At 64.6% G+C, this 16273-nt stretch carries 15 protein-coding genes and 1 riboswitch; of the genes, 10 read left to right on the plus strand and 5 right to left on the minus strand.

Annotation, left to right across the window (positions count from 1 at the left end; translation table 11 throughout):
- The first annotated feature begins 73 nt into the window (after nucleotides 1-73).
- The 8 genes from mmsA (at nucleotide 74) to DFR48_RS20930 (ending at nucleotide 9769) form a co-directional block, all read left to right on the plus strand.
- The gene (gene mmsA / locus DFR48_RS20895) at nucleotides 74-1609 is read left to right on the plus strand and encodes a multiple monosaccharide ABC transporter ATP-binding protein (protein WP_114365153.1); all 1536 of its coding nucleotides are present in this window, start codon (nucleotides 74-76) and stop codon (nucleotides 1607-1609) included.
- Complete coding sequence (gene mmsB / locus DFR48_RS20900; RefSeq protein ID WP_114365154.1) at nucleotides 1610-2821, plus strand: multiple monosaccharide ABC transporter permease; 1212 nt, start codon at nucleotides 1610-1612, stop codon at nucleotides 2819-2821. It abuts the gene before it with no gap.
- A gap of 10 nt (nucleotides 2822-2831) precedes the next feature.
- A complete protein-coding gene (araD1, locus tag DFR48_RS20905) occupies nucleotides 2832-3797 on the plus strand; it encodes an AraD1 family protein (protein WP_114365155.1) in 966 nt (321 codons plus the stop codon).
- A 54-nt stretch (nucleotides 3798-3851) separates the two neighbouring features.
- Complete coding sequence (araD, locus tag DFR48_RS20910) at nucleotides 3852-5597, plus strand: L-arabinonate dehydratase (protein ID WP_114365156.1); 1746 nt, start codon at nucleotides 3852-3854, stop codon at nucleotides 5595-5597.
- A 10-nt stretch (nucleotides 5598-5607) separates the two neighbouring features.
- A complete protein-coding gene (locus DFR48_RS20915; RefSeq protein ID WP_114365157.1) occupies nucleotides 5608-6537 on the plus strand; it encodes a Gfo/Idh/MocA family protein in 930 nt (309 codons plus the stop codon).
- 104 nt (nucleotides 6538-6641) lie between these two features.
- Nucleotides 6642-8156 (plus strand): aldehyde dehydrogenase (NADP(+)), encoded by a 1515-nt coding sequence (locus tag DFR48_RS20920; RefSeq protein ID WP_114365186.1) that lies wholly within the window; start codon nucleotides 6642-6644, stop codon nucleotides 8154-8156.
- Nucleotides 8157-8174: 18 nt separating this feature from the next.
- A complete protein-coding gene (locus DFR48_RS20925) occupies nucleotides 8175-9128 on the plus strand; it encodes a 2-dehydro-3-deoxygalactonokinase (protein ID WP_114365158.1) in 954 nt (317 codons plus the stop codon).
- Nucleotides 9125-9769, plus strand: coding sequence for a 2-dehydro-3-deoxy-6-phosphogalactonate aldolase (locus DFR48_RS20930; RefSeq protein WP_114365159.1), 645 nt, complete (start codon nucleotides 9125-9127; stop codon nucleotides 9767-9769). The genes DFR48_RS20925 and DFR48_RS20930 overlap by 4 nt, the downstream gene beginning before the upstream one ends.
- A 25-nt stretch (nucleotides 9770-9794) precedes the next feature.
- On the opposite strand, the gene DFR48_RS20935 is transcribed toward DFR48_RS20930, so the two are convergent.
- Together DFR48_RS20935 and DFR48_RS20940 are read right to left on the minus strand one after the other, a co-directional pair.
- Nucleotides 9795-10157 (minus strand): YbaN family protein, encoded by a 363-nt coding sequence (locus DFR48_RS20935; RefSeq protein WP_114365160.1) that lies wholly within the window; start codon nucleotides 10155-10157, stop codon nucleotides 9795-9797.
- 72 nt (nucleotides 10158-10229) lie between these two features.
- Entirely contained in the window at nucleotides 10230-10457 is a 228-nt protein-coding gene (locus DFR48_RS20940; RefSeq protein WP_147273563.1) for a hypothetical protein, read from the minus strand.
- A gap of 284 nt (nucleotides 10458-10741) precedes the next feature.
- On the opposite strand from DFR48_RS20940, the gene DFR48_RS20945 reads away from it, so the two are divergent.
- The gene (locus DFR48_RS20945; protein WP_210206026.1) at nucleotides 10742-11182 is read left to right on the plus strand and encodes a DUF3775 domain-containing protein; all 441 of its coding nucleotides are present in this window, start codon (nucleotides 10742-10744) and stop codon (nucleotides 11180-11182) included.
- 67 nt (nucleotides 11183-11249) lie between these two features.
- Here the strand turns inward: DFR48_RS20945 and DFR48_RS20950 are convergent, their stop codons facing one another.
- On the minus strand, nucleotides 11250-11798 hold the full coding sequence (locus DFR48_RS20950) for an HPF/RaiA family ribosome-associated protein (protein ID WP_114365162.1): 549 nt from the start codon (nucleotides 11796-11798) through the stop codon (nucleotides 11250-11252).
- A 98-nt stretch (nucleotides 11799-11896) separates the two neighbouring features.
- Complete coding sequence (locus DFR48_RS20955) at nucleotides 11897-12151, minus strand: hypothetical protein (protein ID WP_112691182.1); 255 nt, start codon at nucleotides 12149-12151, stop codon at nucleotides 11897-11899.
- Between the two features lie 151 nt (nucleotides 12152-12302).
- Between DFR48_RS20955 and DFR48_RS20960 the strand changes: the two genes are divergently transcribed.
- Nucleotides 12303-13394 carry a CapA family protein gene (locus DFR48_RS20960; RefSeq protein ID WP_114365188.1) on the plus strand — a complete coding sequence of 364 codons (1092 nt, stop codon included), beginning with the start codon at nucleotides 12303-12305 and terminating at the stop codon, nucleotides 13392-13394.
- Between the two features lie 11 nt (nucleotides 13395-13405).
- Here the strand turns inward: DFR48_RS20960 and glgP are convergent, their stop codons facing one another.
- Entirely contained in the window at nucleotides 13406-15919 is a 2514-nt protein-coding gene (glgP, locus tag DFR48_RS20965) for an alpha-glucan family phosphorylase (protein ID WP_210206027.1), read from the minus strand.
- Between the two features lie 186 nt (nucleotides 15920-16105).
- Nucleotides 16106-16237, plus strand: a riboswitch (TPP riboswitch).
- Nucleotides 16238-16273 lie beyond the last annotated feature (36 nt).

Raw genomic sequence — 16273 nt, forward strand, 5'->3', positions numbered from 1 at the left:
TGTATCATACGCGTTGAGGGAGCTTGCGCCGCCGGCTGTGCCTTGGTCGCCCGCCTGCGCTGGAATTCTGCACATGGACAACATCATTCTCGAGATGCGTGGCATCACCAAGACGTTTCCCGGGGTCAAAGCCCTGGACAACGTCAACCTCAAGGTTCGCGAAGGCGAAATCCACGCCCTGGTCGGCGAAAACGGCGCCGGCAAGTCGACCTTGATGAAGGTCCTGAGCGGTGTCTATCCTGCCGGCACCTATGAGGGCGAAATCCATTACGACGGCGAGGTCCGTCACTTCAGCACCATTTCCGACAGCGAGGAACTGGGCATCATCATCATCCACCAGGAGCTGGCCCTCGTGCCGCTGCTGTCGATCGCTGAAAACATCTTTCTCGGCAACGAGATGGCCGTCAACGGCGTGATCAACTGGCCGCAGACCTTTGCAAGGACCAAAGAGCTTCTTGCGAAGGTGGGCCTCAAGGATTCTCCGAGCACGCGCATCACCGACATCGGCGTCGGCAAGCAGCAGCTCGTCGAGATCGCCAAGGCGCTCTCCAAGAAGGTCCGCCTGCTCATCCTCGACGAGCCGACGGCCTCGCTCAACGAAAACGACTCCGATGCCCTGCTCACCCTGCTGATGGAATTCCGCAAGCAGGGCATGACCTCGATCATCATTTCCCACAAGCTGAACGAGATCCGCAAGGTCGCCGACCAGATCACCATCCTGCGCGACGGCACCACCGTCGAGACCCTCGACTGTCACACGCAGGAGATCAGTGAGGACCGCATCATCAAGGGCATGGTCGGCCGCGACATGGAAGACCGCTACCCGCCACGCGAGCCGAAGATCGGCGACGTGCTGCTTGAGGTGAAAAACTGGAACGTCTTCCACCAGAACCACCGCGACCGGCAGTTCCTGCATGACGTCAACCTGACCGTCCGTGCGGGCGAAGTCGTGGGCATCGCCGGCCTCATGGGCGCCGGCCGCACCGAGACCGCCATGAGTATCTTCGGCCGCTCCTGGGGCCACAGGATCACCGGCGAGGTATTGATGCGTGGCAAGCCGGTCGACGTCAGCACGATCCCGCGGGCGATCGAGGCCGGCCTCGCCTACGTGACGGAAGACCGCAAGCAGCTCGGCCTCGTGCTGCAGAACAACATTGTCAAGAACACGACGCTCGCCAATCTCAGCGATGTCTCCAAGAGCGGCGTCATCGACGAGCGCAAGGAAGCGCAGGTCGCCTCGGGCTACCGCAACAAGCTGCGCATCCGCTCGCACTCGATCTACCAGGAAGCCGTCAATCTTTCGGGCGGCAACCAGCAGAAGGTCGTGCTGTCGAAATGGCTGTTCACCAACCCTGAAGTCCTCATCCTCGACGAGCCGACCCGCGGCATCGACGTGGGGGCGAAATTCGAAATCTACACCATCATCAACCAGCTTGCCGCCGAGGGCAAAGGCATCCTGATGATCTCGTCGGAAATGCCCGAGTTGCTCGGCACCTGCGACCGCGTCTACGTCATGAACGAGGGCCGCATCGTCGCCGAACTTCCGAAGGGAGAAGCAAGCCAAGAGTCCATCATGCGTGCCATCATGCGCTCTGGGGAGAAAAACTAAATGACCACCGAAACAAGAACCGAAACCCCCAAGGTCTCCGTGGGCGACTACCTGCGTCACAACATCCGTGAATACGGCCTTCTGCTGGCGCTCGTCGTCATCATGCTGCTGTTCCAGTTCCTGACCGGTGGCGTTCTGTTCAAGCCCGTCAACATCACCAACCTGGTGCTGCAGAACTCCTTCATCGTCATCATGGCGCTCGGCATGCTGCTGATCATCGTGGCGGGTCACATCGACCTCTCGGTCGGCTCCATCGTCGCCTTCATCGGCGGCATATCGGCAATCATGCTGGTGAAGTGGGGATGGCATTTCTCCCTGGTGGTGCCGCTGTGTCTGGTGCTTGGCGGCCTTATGGGCGCGGCCCAGGGCTACTGGGTCGCCTACCAGAAGATCCCGTCCTTCATCGTGACGCTCGCCGGCATGCTGGTCTTCCGTGGCCTGACCTATGTGGCCCTCGGGGGGCGCCCGATTGGCCCGTTCCCGAAGGAATTCACGCTTCTTTCGACCGGCTTCATTCCGGACTTCCTGTCGGTCACCGATCCGGGCACAAGCCTGATCAAGAATTACGTGGCTCTGCTCGTCGTCTTCGCGCTTGTTGCTCTCGCGATCTATTCCGGCCTGAAGAACCGTCGTCTCAACGAGCAGCACGGCACCGAGAACGAACCTTTCGTCTTCTTCATCGTGCAGATGGCGATCATCAGTGCGGTCGCGCTCTTCCTCGGCTTCCAGCTTGCGACCTACCGCGGCCTGCCGAACGTGCTGGTCGTCATGGGCGTGCTGATCGCGCTCTACTCCTTCGTCACCAACCGCTCGACCATCGGTCGCCGCATCTATGCGCTCGGCGGTAACGAGAAGGCGGCGAAGCTCTCGGGCATCAATACCGAGCGGCTGACCTTCTATGCCTTCGTCAACATGGGCGTTCTTGCCGCGCTTGCCGGCATGATCATCGCGGCCCGCCTGAACTCGGCGACCCCGAAGGCCGGCGTCGGCTTCGAACTCGATGTCATCGCGGCCTGCTTCATCGGCGGTGCCTCGGCATCCGGCGGCGTGGGCAAGATCACCGGTGCGGTCATCGGCGCCTTCATCATGGGTGTCATGAACAACGGCATGTCGATCATGGGGATCGGCATCGACTACCAGCAGCTGATCAAGGGCCTTGTGCTCCTCGCGGCTGTCTACTTCGACGTCTACAACAAAAACAAAGCAGTCTGAGGATAGGCTTATGTTTCTCTCGCAATTGAAGACTGGCGGCGTGATTTGCCGCCAGGGTGATGCCGCGTGCCTCGTTCCCGGCTTCGCCTACACCTACGAGCTGGCCAAAGCCGCGATCGCCGCCAAGGCTCCGCTTGCTGCGATCATCGAACGCCAGGGCGCGGGCGATGCGGTCGATCTTGCCGCGCTCGCCGCCCAAGGCAAACTCGACTGCCCGGTCCGTCATCCGGACCCGGCGCATATGTATCTCACCGGCACGGGCCTCACCCACACCGGCTCCGCCTCGGCGCGCGACAGCATGCATACCGATACCGCGGGCATGAGCGACTCCATGAAGATGTTCCGCATGGGCATCGAAGGCGGCAAGCCGAAGCCGGGTGAGACCGGCGTCCAGCCGGAATGGTTCTACAAGGGCACCGGCGTCGAAGCCGTGGCGCCCGGCGAAGACCTCGTTTCTCCCTCCTTCGCACTCGATGGCGGAGAAGAACCGGAGCTTGCCGGCTACTACATCATCGGCGAGGACGGGACGCCCTTCCGCATCGGTTTCTCGGTCGCCAACGAATTTTCCGATCACGTCACCGAAAAGATCAACTATCTTTATCTTGCCCATTCCAAGCTCCGGCCGGCGGCCTTTGGCCCGGAGCTGATGGTCGGCGCCCTGCCCGATCATGTCGAGGGCACGTCACGCATCCTGCGCGACGGCAAGACCGTCTGGGAAAAGCCCTTCCTCTCCGGGGAGGCCAACATGTCCCACACGATCGCGAACCTCGAATACCACCATTTCAAGTATGCGCTGTTCCGCCAGCCGGGGGACCTTCACGTGCATATGTTCGGAACCGCCACGCTCTCCTGCGCCGACGGTTTCGTGACGAAGGAAGGCGACATCTTCGAAATCGAAGCGCCGCAATTCGGTCTGCCGCTGCGCAACCGGCTCGTTCGTGCAGCGGAGCTACCCGTCACCGTCAACATGCTCTGAGGGTTTTCCGCCGATCGGGCGGCGGGCTCCCCAGAAAGAGACAGAGAAAACGTCATGAGTGCTTTCAAACCGGCGGCCTGGCCCCGCAAACTGCGATCCCAACACTGGTTCGGCGGCACCAGCCGCGATACGATCTATCACCGCGGCTGGCTGAAGAACCAGGGACACCCGCATGACCTCTTCGACGGACGCCCGGTCATCGGCATCCTCAACACCTGGTCGGACCTGACCCCCTGCAACGGCCATCTGCGCGAACTCGCGGAAAAGGTGAAGGCGGGCGTCTGGGAAGCCGGCGGCTTCCCAGTCGAAATTCCGGTCTTCTCGGCCTCGGAAAACACCTTCCGTCCGACCGCGATGATGTTCCGCAACCTCGCAGCACTCGCGGTCGAGGAAGCGATGCGCGGCCAGCCGATCGACGGCGCCGTACTGCTCGTCGGCTGCGACAAGACCACGCCTTCGCTGGTCATGGCCGCCGCCTCGACCGACCTGCCGTCGATCGTCGTCACCGGCGGTCCGATGCTGAACGGCTATTTCCGCGGCGAGCGCGTCGGCTCCGGCACGCATCTCTGGAAGTTTTCGGAAGCCGTGAAGGCCGGCGAGATGACCCAGGAAGAGTTCCTCGAAGCGGAAGCCTCGATGTCGCGCAGCTCCGGCACCTGCAACACCATGGGTACGGCGTCCACCATGGCCTCCATGGTCGAGGCTCTCGGCATGGCACTCTCGGGCAATGCCGCGATCCCGGCCGTCGACAGCCGCCGCAAGGTCATGGCCCAGCTCTCCGGCCGCCGCATCGTGCAAATGGTGAAGGACGACCTGAAGCCCTCCGACATCATGACGAAGAAGGCCTTCGAGAACGCCATCCGCGTCAACGGCGCGATCGGCGGTTCCACCAACGCCGTCGTCCACCTGCTGGCCATGGCCGGCCGCGTCGGCGTCGACCTCTCGCTCGACGATTGGGATCGCCTCGGCCGCGACATCCCGACCGTCGTCAACCTGATGCCGTCTGGCGAATACCTGATGGAAGAGTTCTTCTACGCCGGCGGCCTGCCGGTCGTCATCAAGATGCTCGGCGAAGCGGGCAAGCTGCACAAGGACGCGCTGACCGTCTCGGGCGGCCCGATCTGGGACGAGGTGAAGGACGTCCGGAACTGGAATGACGACGTCATCCGTCCGGTCGAGCGTGCGCTCACCCAGCAGGGCGGCATCGTCGTTCTGCGCGGCAACCTCGCACCGAAGGGCTGTGTCCTGAAGCCGTCGGCGGCCTCGCCGCACCTCATGAAGCATCGCGGCCGCGCCGTGGTCTTCGAGGACATCGACGACTACAAGGCCAAGATCAACGACGAGAGCCTCGACATCGACGAAACCTGCGTCATGGTCATGAAGAACTGCGGTCCACGCGGCTATCCCGGCATGGCCGAGGTCGGCAACATGGGCCTGCCGCCGAAGGTGCTGCGCAAGGGCATCACCGACATGGTGCGCATCTCCGACGCCCGCATGTCCGGCACCGCCTACGGCACGGTGCTCCTGCATACCTCTCCGGAGGCCGCCCGCGGCGGACCGCTCGCGATTGTCAGGAACGGCGACTTCATCGAGATCGACGTCGAGGCCCGCCGCGTGCACCTCGACATCTCGGACGAGGAAATGCAGCGCCGTCTCGCCGACTGGCGTCCGTCGGTCGAGCCGCCCGCAAGCGGTTATGCCCGCCTCTACCACGACCACGTGGAAGGCGCGGACACCGGCGCCGACTTCGATTTCCTGAAGGGTTGCCGCGGCGCGCCCGTCGGCCGCGACTCGCACTGAGGAGAAAGACATGTCCAAGCGTATTTCGCTGGCGCTTGTCGGTATCGGCAAGATCGCCCGGGACCAGCACATTCCGTCGATTGCCGGCGGCGAGGATTTCGAACTCGCCGCGGCCGTCAGCCGTCACGGCAAGATCGACGGTGTCGAGAACTTCGAGGACTTCGACGCCTTCCTGAAGGCCCGCCCGGATGTACAGGCGGTCTCGCTCTGCACGCCGCCGGAAGTCCGCTTCGACATGGCCCGCAAGGCGATCGAGGCGGGCCGCGACGTGCTCCTCGAAAAGCCACCTGCGACCACGCTCGGCGAAGCGGAAGCGCTGGCCGCGATGGCGTCTGCCGCCGGTGTCACGCTCTTTGCCACTTGGCATTCGCGCTTCGCGCTCGGCGTCGAGCCGGCACGGCAGTGGCTCGCCGGCAAGACGATCCGCTCCGCCTCGATCGTCTGGAAGGAAGACGTGCGTCGCTGGCACCCCGGCCAGGCATGGATCTGGGAGGCCGGCGGCTTCGGCGTCTTCGACCCGGGCATCAACGCGCTCTCGATTCTGACCGCCATCATTCCCGGCGCGATCGTCGTGCACCAGGCCGCCCTCTCCTTCCCCTCGAACCGGCAGCAGCCGATCGCCGCTTCGCTCTCCATGGCGAGCGCGGCCGGCGCCCCGATCAGCGTCGAGTTCGACTGGCGCCAGGAAGGCCCGCAGACCTGGGACATAACGGTCGAGACGGACGGCGGCGAACTTCGCCTTTCAAAGGGCGGAGCCGAGCTCTATATAGACGGAGCACTGGCATCGTCCGGCCCGGACCGTGAATATCCCGGCATCTATGATCGTTTCGCGGCGCTCGTCCGCGCACGGCAGAGCGATGCCGATTTCCAGCCCTTGCGGCTCGTGGCCGATGCCTTCCTGCGCGGCAACCGTCAGGACGTGGACGCCTTCCACGACTGAGGCCGGTCGCCAAAGACGACATGATGCGGGCGGAGCCCGGAATCCGGCATGACGTGCCGGATTTCTTTCGCCACGACGCAAAGCGAAGACAAAAGGATGATGCGATGACATTCGAATTCACTGGAAAGCACTTGATTGCCGGCGAGTGGGTAGCGGGCAACGGGACCTTCGCCTCTTCCCCGGCGCACGGGCCGGCACGCGATTTCGCCGTCGGCACGCCCGACCTCGTCGACCGCGCGGCACGCGCCGCCGAGGAAGCCTTCCTGACCTATGGCTACTCCACCCGCGAGGAGCGCGCCGTCTTCCTCGAAACGATCGCCGAGGAGATCGACAAGCTCGGCGACGAGATCACCGAGATCGGCACCCAGGAAACCGGCCTGCCGCAGGCGCGCCTCGTCGGCGAGCGCGGCCGCACCGTCGGCCAGCTCCGGCTCTTCGCTTCGCATATCCGCAAGGGCGACTACCTCGACCGCCGGCACGACGAAGCGCTTCCCGACCGTCAGCCGCTGCCGCGTCCGGAGATCTTCCTGATGCAGCGCCCGATCGGCCCCGTCGCCGTTTTCGGCGCCTCGAACTTCCCGCTCGCCTTCTCGACGGCCGGCGGTGATACCGCCGCCGCTCTCGCGGCCGGTTGCCCCGTGATCGTCAAGGGCCATGGCGCCCATCCGGGCACGGGCGAAATCGTCGCACACGCGATCCATGCCGCCATCAAGCGGCTCGGCCTGCATCCGGGCGTCTTCTCGCTCGTCCAGGGCGGCAAGCGCGATGTCGGCGAAGCCCTCGTCCAGCATCCGATGATCCGCGCCGTCGGCTTCACCGGCTCGCTGACCGGCGGCCGCGCGCTGTTCGATCTCTGCGCCCGCCGTCCCGACCCGATCCCGTTCTTCGGCGAGCTGGGCTCGGTCAACCCGATGTTCCTGCTGCCGAACGCGCTGTCGGCCCGCGGCGAGGCGATCGCCAAGGGTTGGGTCGGTTCGCTCACCATGGGCGCCGGCCAGTTCTGCACCAATCCGGGTATCGCCGTCCTGATCGAGGGTCCGGAAAGCGAAGCCTTCGTCGCGACCGCCAAGCGGGAGCTCGAAGGCGTCGGCGCCCAGACCATGCTGACCGACGGCATTGCCGAGGCCTACCGCTCCGGTGCCAAGCGCATCGAGGGCTCGACGGGCGTCCAGGCGGTGCTGACGTCCACCTGCGACCTGCGCAACGCCACACCTTACCTGTTCGCCACCACCGGCAAGGCCTGGCTCGAAAACCATGCACTCGGCGAGGAAGTCTTCGGGCCGCTCGGCCTCGTCGTGACGGTGACCAGCGAAGAAGAGATGGTGAAGATCGCCGACAGCCTCGCCGGGCAGCTCACCTGCACCCTGCACCTGGACGAGCCCGATACCACGCTCGCCCGCCGGCTGATGCCGATCCTCGAGCGCAAGGCCGGCCGTGTTCTCGCGAACGGCTTCCCGACCGGTGTCGAGGTCTGCGATGCCATGGTCCACGGCGGCCCCTACCCGGCCTCCACCAACTTCGGCGCCACCTCCGTCGGCACGCTGTCGATCCGGCGTTTCCTGCGGCCGGTCTGCTACCAGAACCTGCCGCATGCTGTCCTGCCGGAAGACCTCCGCTGAAGGCCGGGAGCACGCATCGTGACGGACACCGGAGCTGAAAAGACGACGGCCGGCGCGTTCTGCGCGCTCGGCGACTGGGGAACGAGCAATTTCCGCCTCTGGGTCGTCGACCGGGCGGGCAACGTGCTCGGAAGGCGGCAATCGGACGAGGGGCTTCTCGCCTGCGCCGACGGCCGTTTCACCGCGGTGCTCGAAAGCCATCTCGCAGCCCTCGGCGCTTCCGCCGACCTGCCGGTCGCGATTACCGGCATGGCCGGTGCCCGCACCGGCTGGCGCGAGGCTCCCTATGTCGAGACCCCGGCGCCGCTCGACGCGCTCTACAAAGAAGCGGTAGCGCCGGCGGGCGTCACCCGGCCGGTCTTCATCCTGCCCGGCGTCTGCCAGCGCACCACCGGTCCCTTCGACGTGATGCGCGGCGAAGAGACCCAGCTTGCCGGCGCCGTGGAGAGCGGTCTTGCCGATGGCATCTTCTGCCTTCCCGGCACCCATTCGAAATGGGTCGAGCTGAAGGGCGGAAAGATCGCCGCCTTCCGGACCGTGATGACCGGCGAACTCTTCGACCTCCTCAGCCGGCAGTCGATCCTCAAGCATTCGATCGGCGACGATCTCGCCTTCACCGCCGACGACCGCGGCTTCTCCGACGGCGTGACGGAGGCACTCGCCGACGGTTTCGCCCTCTCCGCGCACCTCTTTTCCATACGTGCCGCAGGGCTCCTCGGCGGCGATGCACCGAAGCCCGCGGCACGGCTCTCCGGGATGCTGATCGGCGCCGAGATTGCTGCGACCCGCACCTTCCTGCCGCAGGGCATGACCGTGCATCTCGTCGGCTCGGCACGGTTGACCGCACTTTACGGCCGGGCGCTCGAGATCGCCGGCACGCAGTCGCGCCTGCTCGATGGCGAAGAACTGGTCCGCAAGGGCCTGTTCGCCGCCGCATGTTCGCTCTTCCAAAGCTCCGAGGTTTCCCGATGACCCGTCCGACCGTCTCCTGGCCGAAGCTCGACCGCAACCTCGTCGCCATCCTGCGCGGGATCACCACGGCGGAGGTCGACGGTGTAATAGCCGCCCTCGTCGAAGCCGGCTTCGAGGCGATCGAGATTCCACTCAACTCGCCCGATCCCTTCGCCTCCATCGAGAAGGCGCGGAAACTCGCGCCCGCCTCCTGCATGATCGGCGCCGGGACCATGCTGACACCCGACGATGTCGACCGCCTGGCCGATGTCGGCGGCAATCTGGTCGTCACCCCGAACACCGATCCCGCCGTCATCCGCCGCGGCGTCGAGCACGGCATGGTGACCATGCCCGGCGCCTTCACCGCGACCGAGGCGCTCGCCGCAATCAAGGCCGGCGCAGCGGCGATCAAGTTCTTCCCCGCCAACGTCCTCGGCCCGCAAGGCATCGGCGCGATCAAGGCCGTCCTGCCGCCGGAAGTTCCGCTCGGCGCCGTCGGCGGTGTGACCGAAGCGGATTTTGCAGCCTATATGCGGGTCGGCGTCCGCTGCTTCGGCCTCGGCTCGAACCTCTACAAGCCGGGCGATGCGGCCGATGTCGTGAAGACGCGGGCAACCGCGCTCGTTCGTGCCTATGACGAGGCGAAGGCGGCACAGCGCTGAACCATCCTCACGGGAGCCTCTATGCTCAGGCGCTCGGCTGCGGCCGGCTGAGGACGAAGGCTGCGCAGGCGAGGAGAATGACGCCGATCGTAAGCTTCAGCCAGACCATAGGCGGCCCGGCGAAGAGCACGATGCCGTAGCTGACGGCCATCAGGCTGACTGATGCGATCTTCGCCGGCCGCGAGATCGCGCCCTGCCGCCGCCAGTCGAGCAGCGGCTTGCCGTAGCGGGGATGGTCGAGCAGCCATTGCTCGAAGCGAGGAGAGGAACGGGCAAAGAGCGCCGCAGGCAGGATCATGAAGGGCGTGGTGGGCAGCACCGGCAGGAAGATGCCGACGATGCCGACCGCGACCATGATCCAGCCGAAGCCCAGGAGGACGATGCGCATAGGTTTTCCTCGACGTGTTGCCCGCACTATGTAGGCAACGCGCTTTCCGGGTCAAATACCCGGAAGCCTCTCTCAGCCGTCCTTCCCCTTGTCCTTTTCCGCTCCGCCGCCGAGATCCTTCATCGGCGGCATGTCCCGCTCGGCATTGAAGACGTTCGGCATCAGGAATTCCGTCGGGCGCTCGCTGCCGGAATGGTAGACTGCCGCCTTACCGCCGTAACGCAGGATGCCGAGGCGCGCCAGCACCTTGAGCACCCCGTCGAACCAGCCTGCAGCCTGGGTGTTTTCGGATTTCGCCATCATCGTACCTCCAGGAAAGGAGAATGTGCGGCCTTTGCCGCGCAAGGACAGGTTGCGCCCGCCGCAACGGCTGCGCAAGGGAAAACGCACGTGTGGAACGTGGAAACGCCGCGGCAAAATGCCTGCACGGCTGGTCCGGCAGAGGACAACGTGGAACGGAGCGCCGGAGATTTGCGTTCCGTCAGAAGCGCAACCGAAACCTGTGGCAGGAAAATCTCGGAGGCGTATAGTTGGCGTTGTTGAAGGCGCCGTCGTGAACCAACAAGTATTGCGGGAGACACACTATGGCACGTGAGCCAGTAGAAGCCGCCGATCTGCCTGAACTTTCGATATCTCCGGAAAAGGTCTGTTTCATCGTCGTCAAGGTACGGGAATTCGACGCCAAGGATGAGCAGACGATCCCGGATTCCGGCTCAAATCCGTCGGACGATCACATGTACTCGGTGCTCGAGGACAATCCCGACGACCCGGTCGTCGAGGAGATCACCTCGCTGATCGACGACATGAACGTCGACGAGCAGGTCGACCTCGTGGCGCTTGCCTGGCTCGGGCGCGGCGACGGCACGATCGCCGAATGGGCGGATATCCGTGCCGAGGCGGCCCGGGCGCACAACAACAAGACGGCCGAATACCTGCTCGGTCTGCCGCTCCTCGCCGACTATCTGGAAGAAGCGCTCTCGCAGTTCGATATGTCCTGCGCCGATTTCGAACTCGGCCGCCTCTGAGCGGGCCGGGCGACGCCTGAGCAGCAAAAGGCGGGCGCCGTCAGCGCCCGCCTGTTTTCGGCTTTCTTCAGTCGGGAGTGACGGCAGAGGCATACGGCCCCTTCTCGCCGTCATGTTCGGCAAACCGCACCTTGGTGCCTTCGCTGAGCGCGCCCCAATTTTCGGTCGTCATGCTCTCGCGCCGGAAGAAATATTCGCGCCCGTCCGCACCGAGGATGAAGCCGAAGCCCTCCTCGGGGACAAGGCGGGTGATGCTCCCCTTCAGGGCCGCCGGATGCGCCTTCACGCGGTACGAGCTCATCTTGCGCACGACATCCTCGAGCTGGCGTTGTGCGGCATCGAAGCTGTCGCGGATCGCGACGAGAACGTCTTCATGGGCGTGGTTCTCCTCCGCCTCGCGCCCGACGACGATCTCCCGGCCGGGCACGTTGATGTTGACCCGGACGTGATAGATCTTGCCTTTCTGACTGTGTTTGTGCGGAGCCTCGATCACGACACTGCAGGACGTGATGTGATCGTGAAAGCGCGAAAGGCGCTCGATCCGTTCATGCACGGCAGCTTCGACCGCTTCCGAATGATCCATGCCTCGGAACGTGACGCGGGGTGTGACTTCCATAACTGTTCTCCAGATGCTCTTGCCGGGTACGATGGCGGCAGGACCGCGACAGGCTGAGGTCACCCCGGCAGATGACCGGCCCCGACGGACGGACCCCGTCACGGGCTGCGTCCGGCCTCCCATTCATCCTGTTCTTCTTCGGCGAGAAGCACATCCAGGATCTTTGCTGCCGCGCTCTCGGGCGGCAGATGCCTTTCGGGCGTCGTCTCGTCATCGCCCATCGACCATGCCATGGCCTCTTCGAGCGCTGCGATGTCACCGCCGCAGGCGAGTATCTCGGTAATTTTCCAATCGGGGAGGTGGCCGCAGATGCGGCGGACGTCGCTACTGGTGAGCTGTGATTGTGACACCATGTCGGCATTCCTTTCTCAACCACGTTGACTAGAATGGAAGCGCCGTTTGCGCATCAATGTATTGATCAAGGTCAAGTCGACCCCCGTCAATATCTGCGTGAATTCTAAAATTACCGCTTTGCAGGGCGGCAGTCCACACGGGAACCAGATCATGAGGCTTTTCCTCTGCGGTGACCTGATGACCGGGCGCGGGATCGACCAGATCATGTCGCGCCATTGCGACCCCGAGATCCACGAGCCCTATATGCGCTCGGCGCTCGGCTATGTCGGGCTCGCCGAGCAGCGATCGGGAACGATCCCGCGATCCGTCCCGCCCGACTATGTCTGGGGCGACGCGCTTGCAGATATCGACGTGCGAAAGCCCGACCTCCGCATCGTCAATCTCGAGACCAGCATCACTGACCGCGGCAGCCCGGAACCGAAGGGCATCAATTACCGCATGCATCCCGCCAACGTCGCCTGTCTCGCCGCGACCCGCATCGACTGCTGCGTGCTCGCCAACAACCACATCGGCGACTGGGGAACGGTGGGAGTGACGGACACGCTGGACAGCCTGCAGAAGGCAAAGGTTGCGATCGCAGGCGCCGGCGTCGATGACGACGCCGCCAGACGGCCGGCCATCTTCGATCGTGGCCGCGACGGCAGACTGCTCGTCTTCGCCTATGCCCTGCCGTCGAGCGGCACACCTCTTGCTTGGGCGGCAGGAAGGCACCGCCCCGGCATCAATCTGCTGAACAGCCCCGACCGGGAAAGCGCCGGACAGGTCGCCCGGGACATCGCCGCCTGGCGAAAGCCGGGCGACACCGTTCTGCTCTCGCTCCACTGGGGTCCCAACTGGGGCTACGGCATAGCGGAAGCGCATCGCTCCTTCGCCCACCAGGTCATCGAGGAGGCCGAAGTCGACATCCTCCATGGACACTCGTCGCACCATCCGATCGCTATCGAAGTCCACCGTGGACGACCGATCCTCTATGGCTGCGGCGATTTCATCAACGACTACGAAGGCATCGGCGGTAACGAGGAATACCGCCCGGACCTCATGCTCGGCTATGTGCTGGACTACGACACGGCGCACGGGCTGCGCGCACTGGAAGCCCTGCCCTATCGCCTGCGGAAATTTCGGCTCGAACGTCCGCCGGCCACAGACGTCGAGTGGCTGGCAGCGCGACTCGATCGGGAATGCGCACGTTTCGGGCACCGCGTCGAAACAACCGGCCGGGGCTCGCTTGCGCTCCTTCGATGACCGGGCGCGCCTCAGCGCTGCCAGAGGATCTCGCTGGCCTCGAGAGGTACGGCGAGGTCCGGATGGAAGGGGATGATCCGCGCCGTAAAGTCGGAAACCGGCCGGTCCGCGGGGGCACGGACCGAATATAGGTTCCATCCGCCTGAGGTCGCGCTCGGCGGCGCGCGCTCCATCACCGCCTTGAAGGTGGGCGATGTTCCTACGGCGTCAGCATAGAGTTCGACCCGGACGGACTCGACTAGAAGGTCGCCGAGATAGATCTCGACGGAGAAGACATGCTCGCCATCGGCTGTCGTCGAGCGGACCTCGCCGAAATGGACGTGCGGCCAGGATCGGCTGATTTGCGCCTTCCATTGGCAAAGCGCGTGCGCAACCTCGCCGCCTTTCGCCGTTCGTGCCGCATGGGCCCGCACGCCGGGCAGGTAGAAGTCCTCGGTATATTCCCGCACGGCCCGGTTGGCCGAAAAGCGTGGCGTGAGCCTCGCCATGCTTTCGCGGATACGCTCGACCCAGCGCAGCGGAACGCCGGAGGCATCGCGCCCGTAGAATTCCGGAACGATGTCGCGTTCGAGGTGATCGTAGAGTTCCGCCGCCTCCCGCCGGTCGAGGTCGATGATGTCGTCATGTTCGTGACCGTCGCCGATCGCCCAGCCGACATCGGGGGCGAAGGCCTCGGCCCACCAGCCGTCGATCTCCGAAAGATTGAGGCCGCCGTTGACGAGAACCTTCATTCCGCTCGTACCGCTCGCTTCCCAGGGACGACGGGGCGTGTTGATCCAGACATCCACCCCCTGGACCAGTTGCTGGGCGAGCTGCATGTTGTAGTCACGAAGGAAGACGACCCTGGAACGGACATCCTCCCGTTTGGTGAAATCGGTCCACAGCTTGATCAGTGCCTGGCTGGCGATGTCCCGTGGATGCGCCTTGCCGGCGACGATGAGCTGGACAGGGCGCTGCCTGTCGGTGAGAAGGCGGACAAGGCGTTCGGGATCAAAGAGCAGCAGGTCCGGGCGCTTGTAGGTCGCAAACCGCCGCGCGAAGCCGAGGGTGAGTGCGTCCGAGTCGAAGATCGCGCGCACTGCATCGATCTCGCTCTCCGGCGCACCGTCCTCGGCAAGCTGCCGGGCACAGCGGTTGCGGACCTGTTCGACGAGCTGCCTGCGGCCGTCCGTCCTCATCTGCCAGATTCGTGCCGGCGGAACATCTCGTATGACCGCCTCGTGGCCGGTGAGATCACCCCGCCAGCGATCCTTGCCGACGACTTCGGTCCAGAACGTATCGGCCGCCGCCGAGTCCCAGGTCGGGACATGGACACCGTTCGTCACATGGCCGACCGGAACTTCGGTCAGCGGCCAACGGGGAAACAGGGGCCTGAAGACCGACTTGCTCACCTGTTCGTGGGGGGCACTGACCCCGGTCACGGCACCGCTCGCGCGGACTGCAAGGTAGGCCATGTTGAACGGTTCGGAGACATCCCGGGGATCGCTTCGGCCAAGCGCGAGAAACTCCTCCGTCGAAATTCCGAGTTCCTTTTCGGCATAGCGACGGAAGAACCGGGCAATCATATCGGGAGGAAATCGGTCGACACCTTCGGTGACGGCCGTATGGGTGGTGAAGAGGTTGCCGGCGCGCGTGGCAAGCAGCGCCTCGGCGAAGGGAACACCATGGTCCTGCATGAAGAAGCGAGCCCTCTCCAGAGTCGCAAAGGCGACGTGCCCCTCGTTGAGATGACAAATCTCGGGGTTGAGACCGATCGCCCTCAAGAGCCGCCACCCGCCGATGCCGAGGACCATTTCCTGCTTTAGACGCGTTTCCGGTCCGTCGCCGTAGAGCTCGCTGGTAATGCATCGGTAGGCCGGCGGGTTGGCTGGATCATTGAGGTCTAGCAGGAAGAGTTTGGTTCGCCCGACCTGCACCTCCCAGGTTCGCACCCAGAGCCTGTAGCCGGGCAGTTCCAGCTCCAGCCGCAGCCACTCGCCGCTCGGCTCGCGCAGCGGCCTGAGCGGCAGCTGGTCCGGCTCGTTGACCGGATAGAGCGCCTCCTGCCGGCCGTCCGGCGTGATCGACTGGCGGAAGTATCCTCGGGCGTAGAGAAGTCCCACCCCGACCACCGGCACGCCGAGATCGCTCGCCGCCTTCAACTGGTCCCCGGCAACGTTTCCAAGCCCACCGGAATAGAGCGGCAGCGCCTCGTCGAGCATGAACTCGGCGCTGAAATAGGCGACGGTACGCAGGCCACTGTCCGGATGGGCCTCCTGAAACCACCCCGGCGCCAGCCGCAGCCGGCGCGATTCCGCAAGCTGAGTGTCGAGATTGGCCGAGAACTCCGGATCGGCCAGGAGTGCGCGGATCCGGTCGCGCGAGACCGTGCGCAGGATCGTCCATGGATTGCGGGTAAGTGCCCACATCTCGGCGTCGAGCGCCCGCCAGATCGTGTCGGTCGCGTGGCTCCACGACCACCTGACATCGAGAGCGAGCTCGCGCAGGGCATCGAATGCTTCCTTGAATTCCGTCTGGTTGTGCACCCTTCCCTCCACTTCCCCCGTGAAGGCGACATGTCGATCGCCGCTTCGGCAAGGTCGATCGCCCGCGGGATTGTAGCAGCATTCTCGAATTCGGCTATCCCGTTGGAGTTTAAGGTAATCGCAGAGCATTCAAGCTTGGTCGGAGCTTGCCGATTGACAATGCCCGGCAAGCAGCCTTAGCATTCGCCCATTCACCAGGGGGGTCCCGCCAAGGGGCTGAGATACTGCTGGGCGATCCCGGACAAGGGCAAGCAGCGCAGTGACCCGTTGAACCTGATCCAGTTCATACTGGCGTAGGGACGGTGCGAGCGCTGGCGTTGCGGGAATCCCGGTCCGGGATCTGTGCCGAGCGTT

It is taken from the genome of Ciceribacter lividus, from assembly GCF_003337715.1.
Taxonomy (GTDB): Bacteria; Pseudomonadota; Alphaproteobacteria; order Rhizobiales; family Rhizobiaceae; genus Allorhizobium; species Allorhizobium lividum.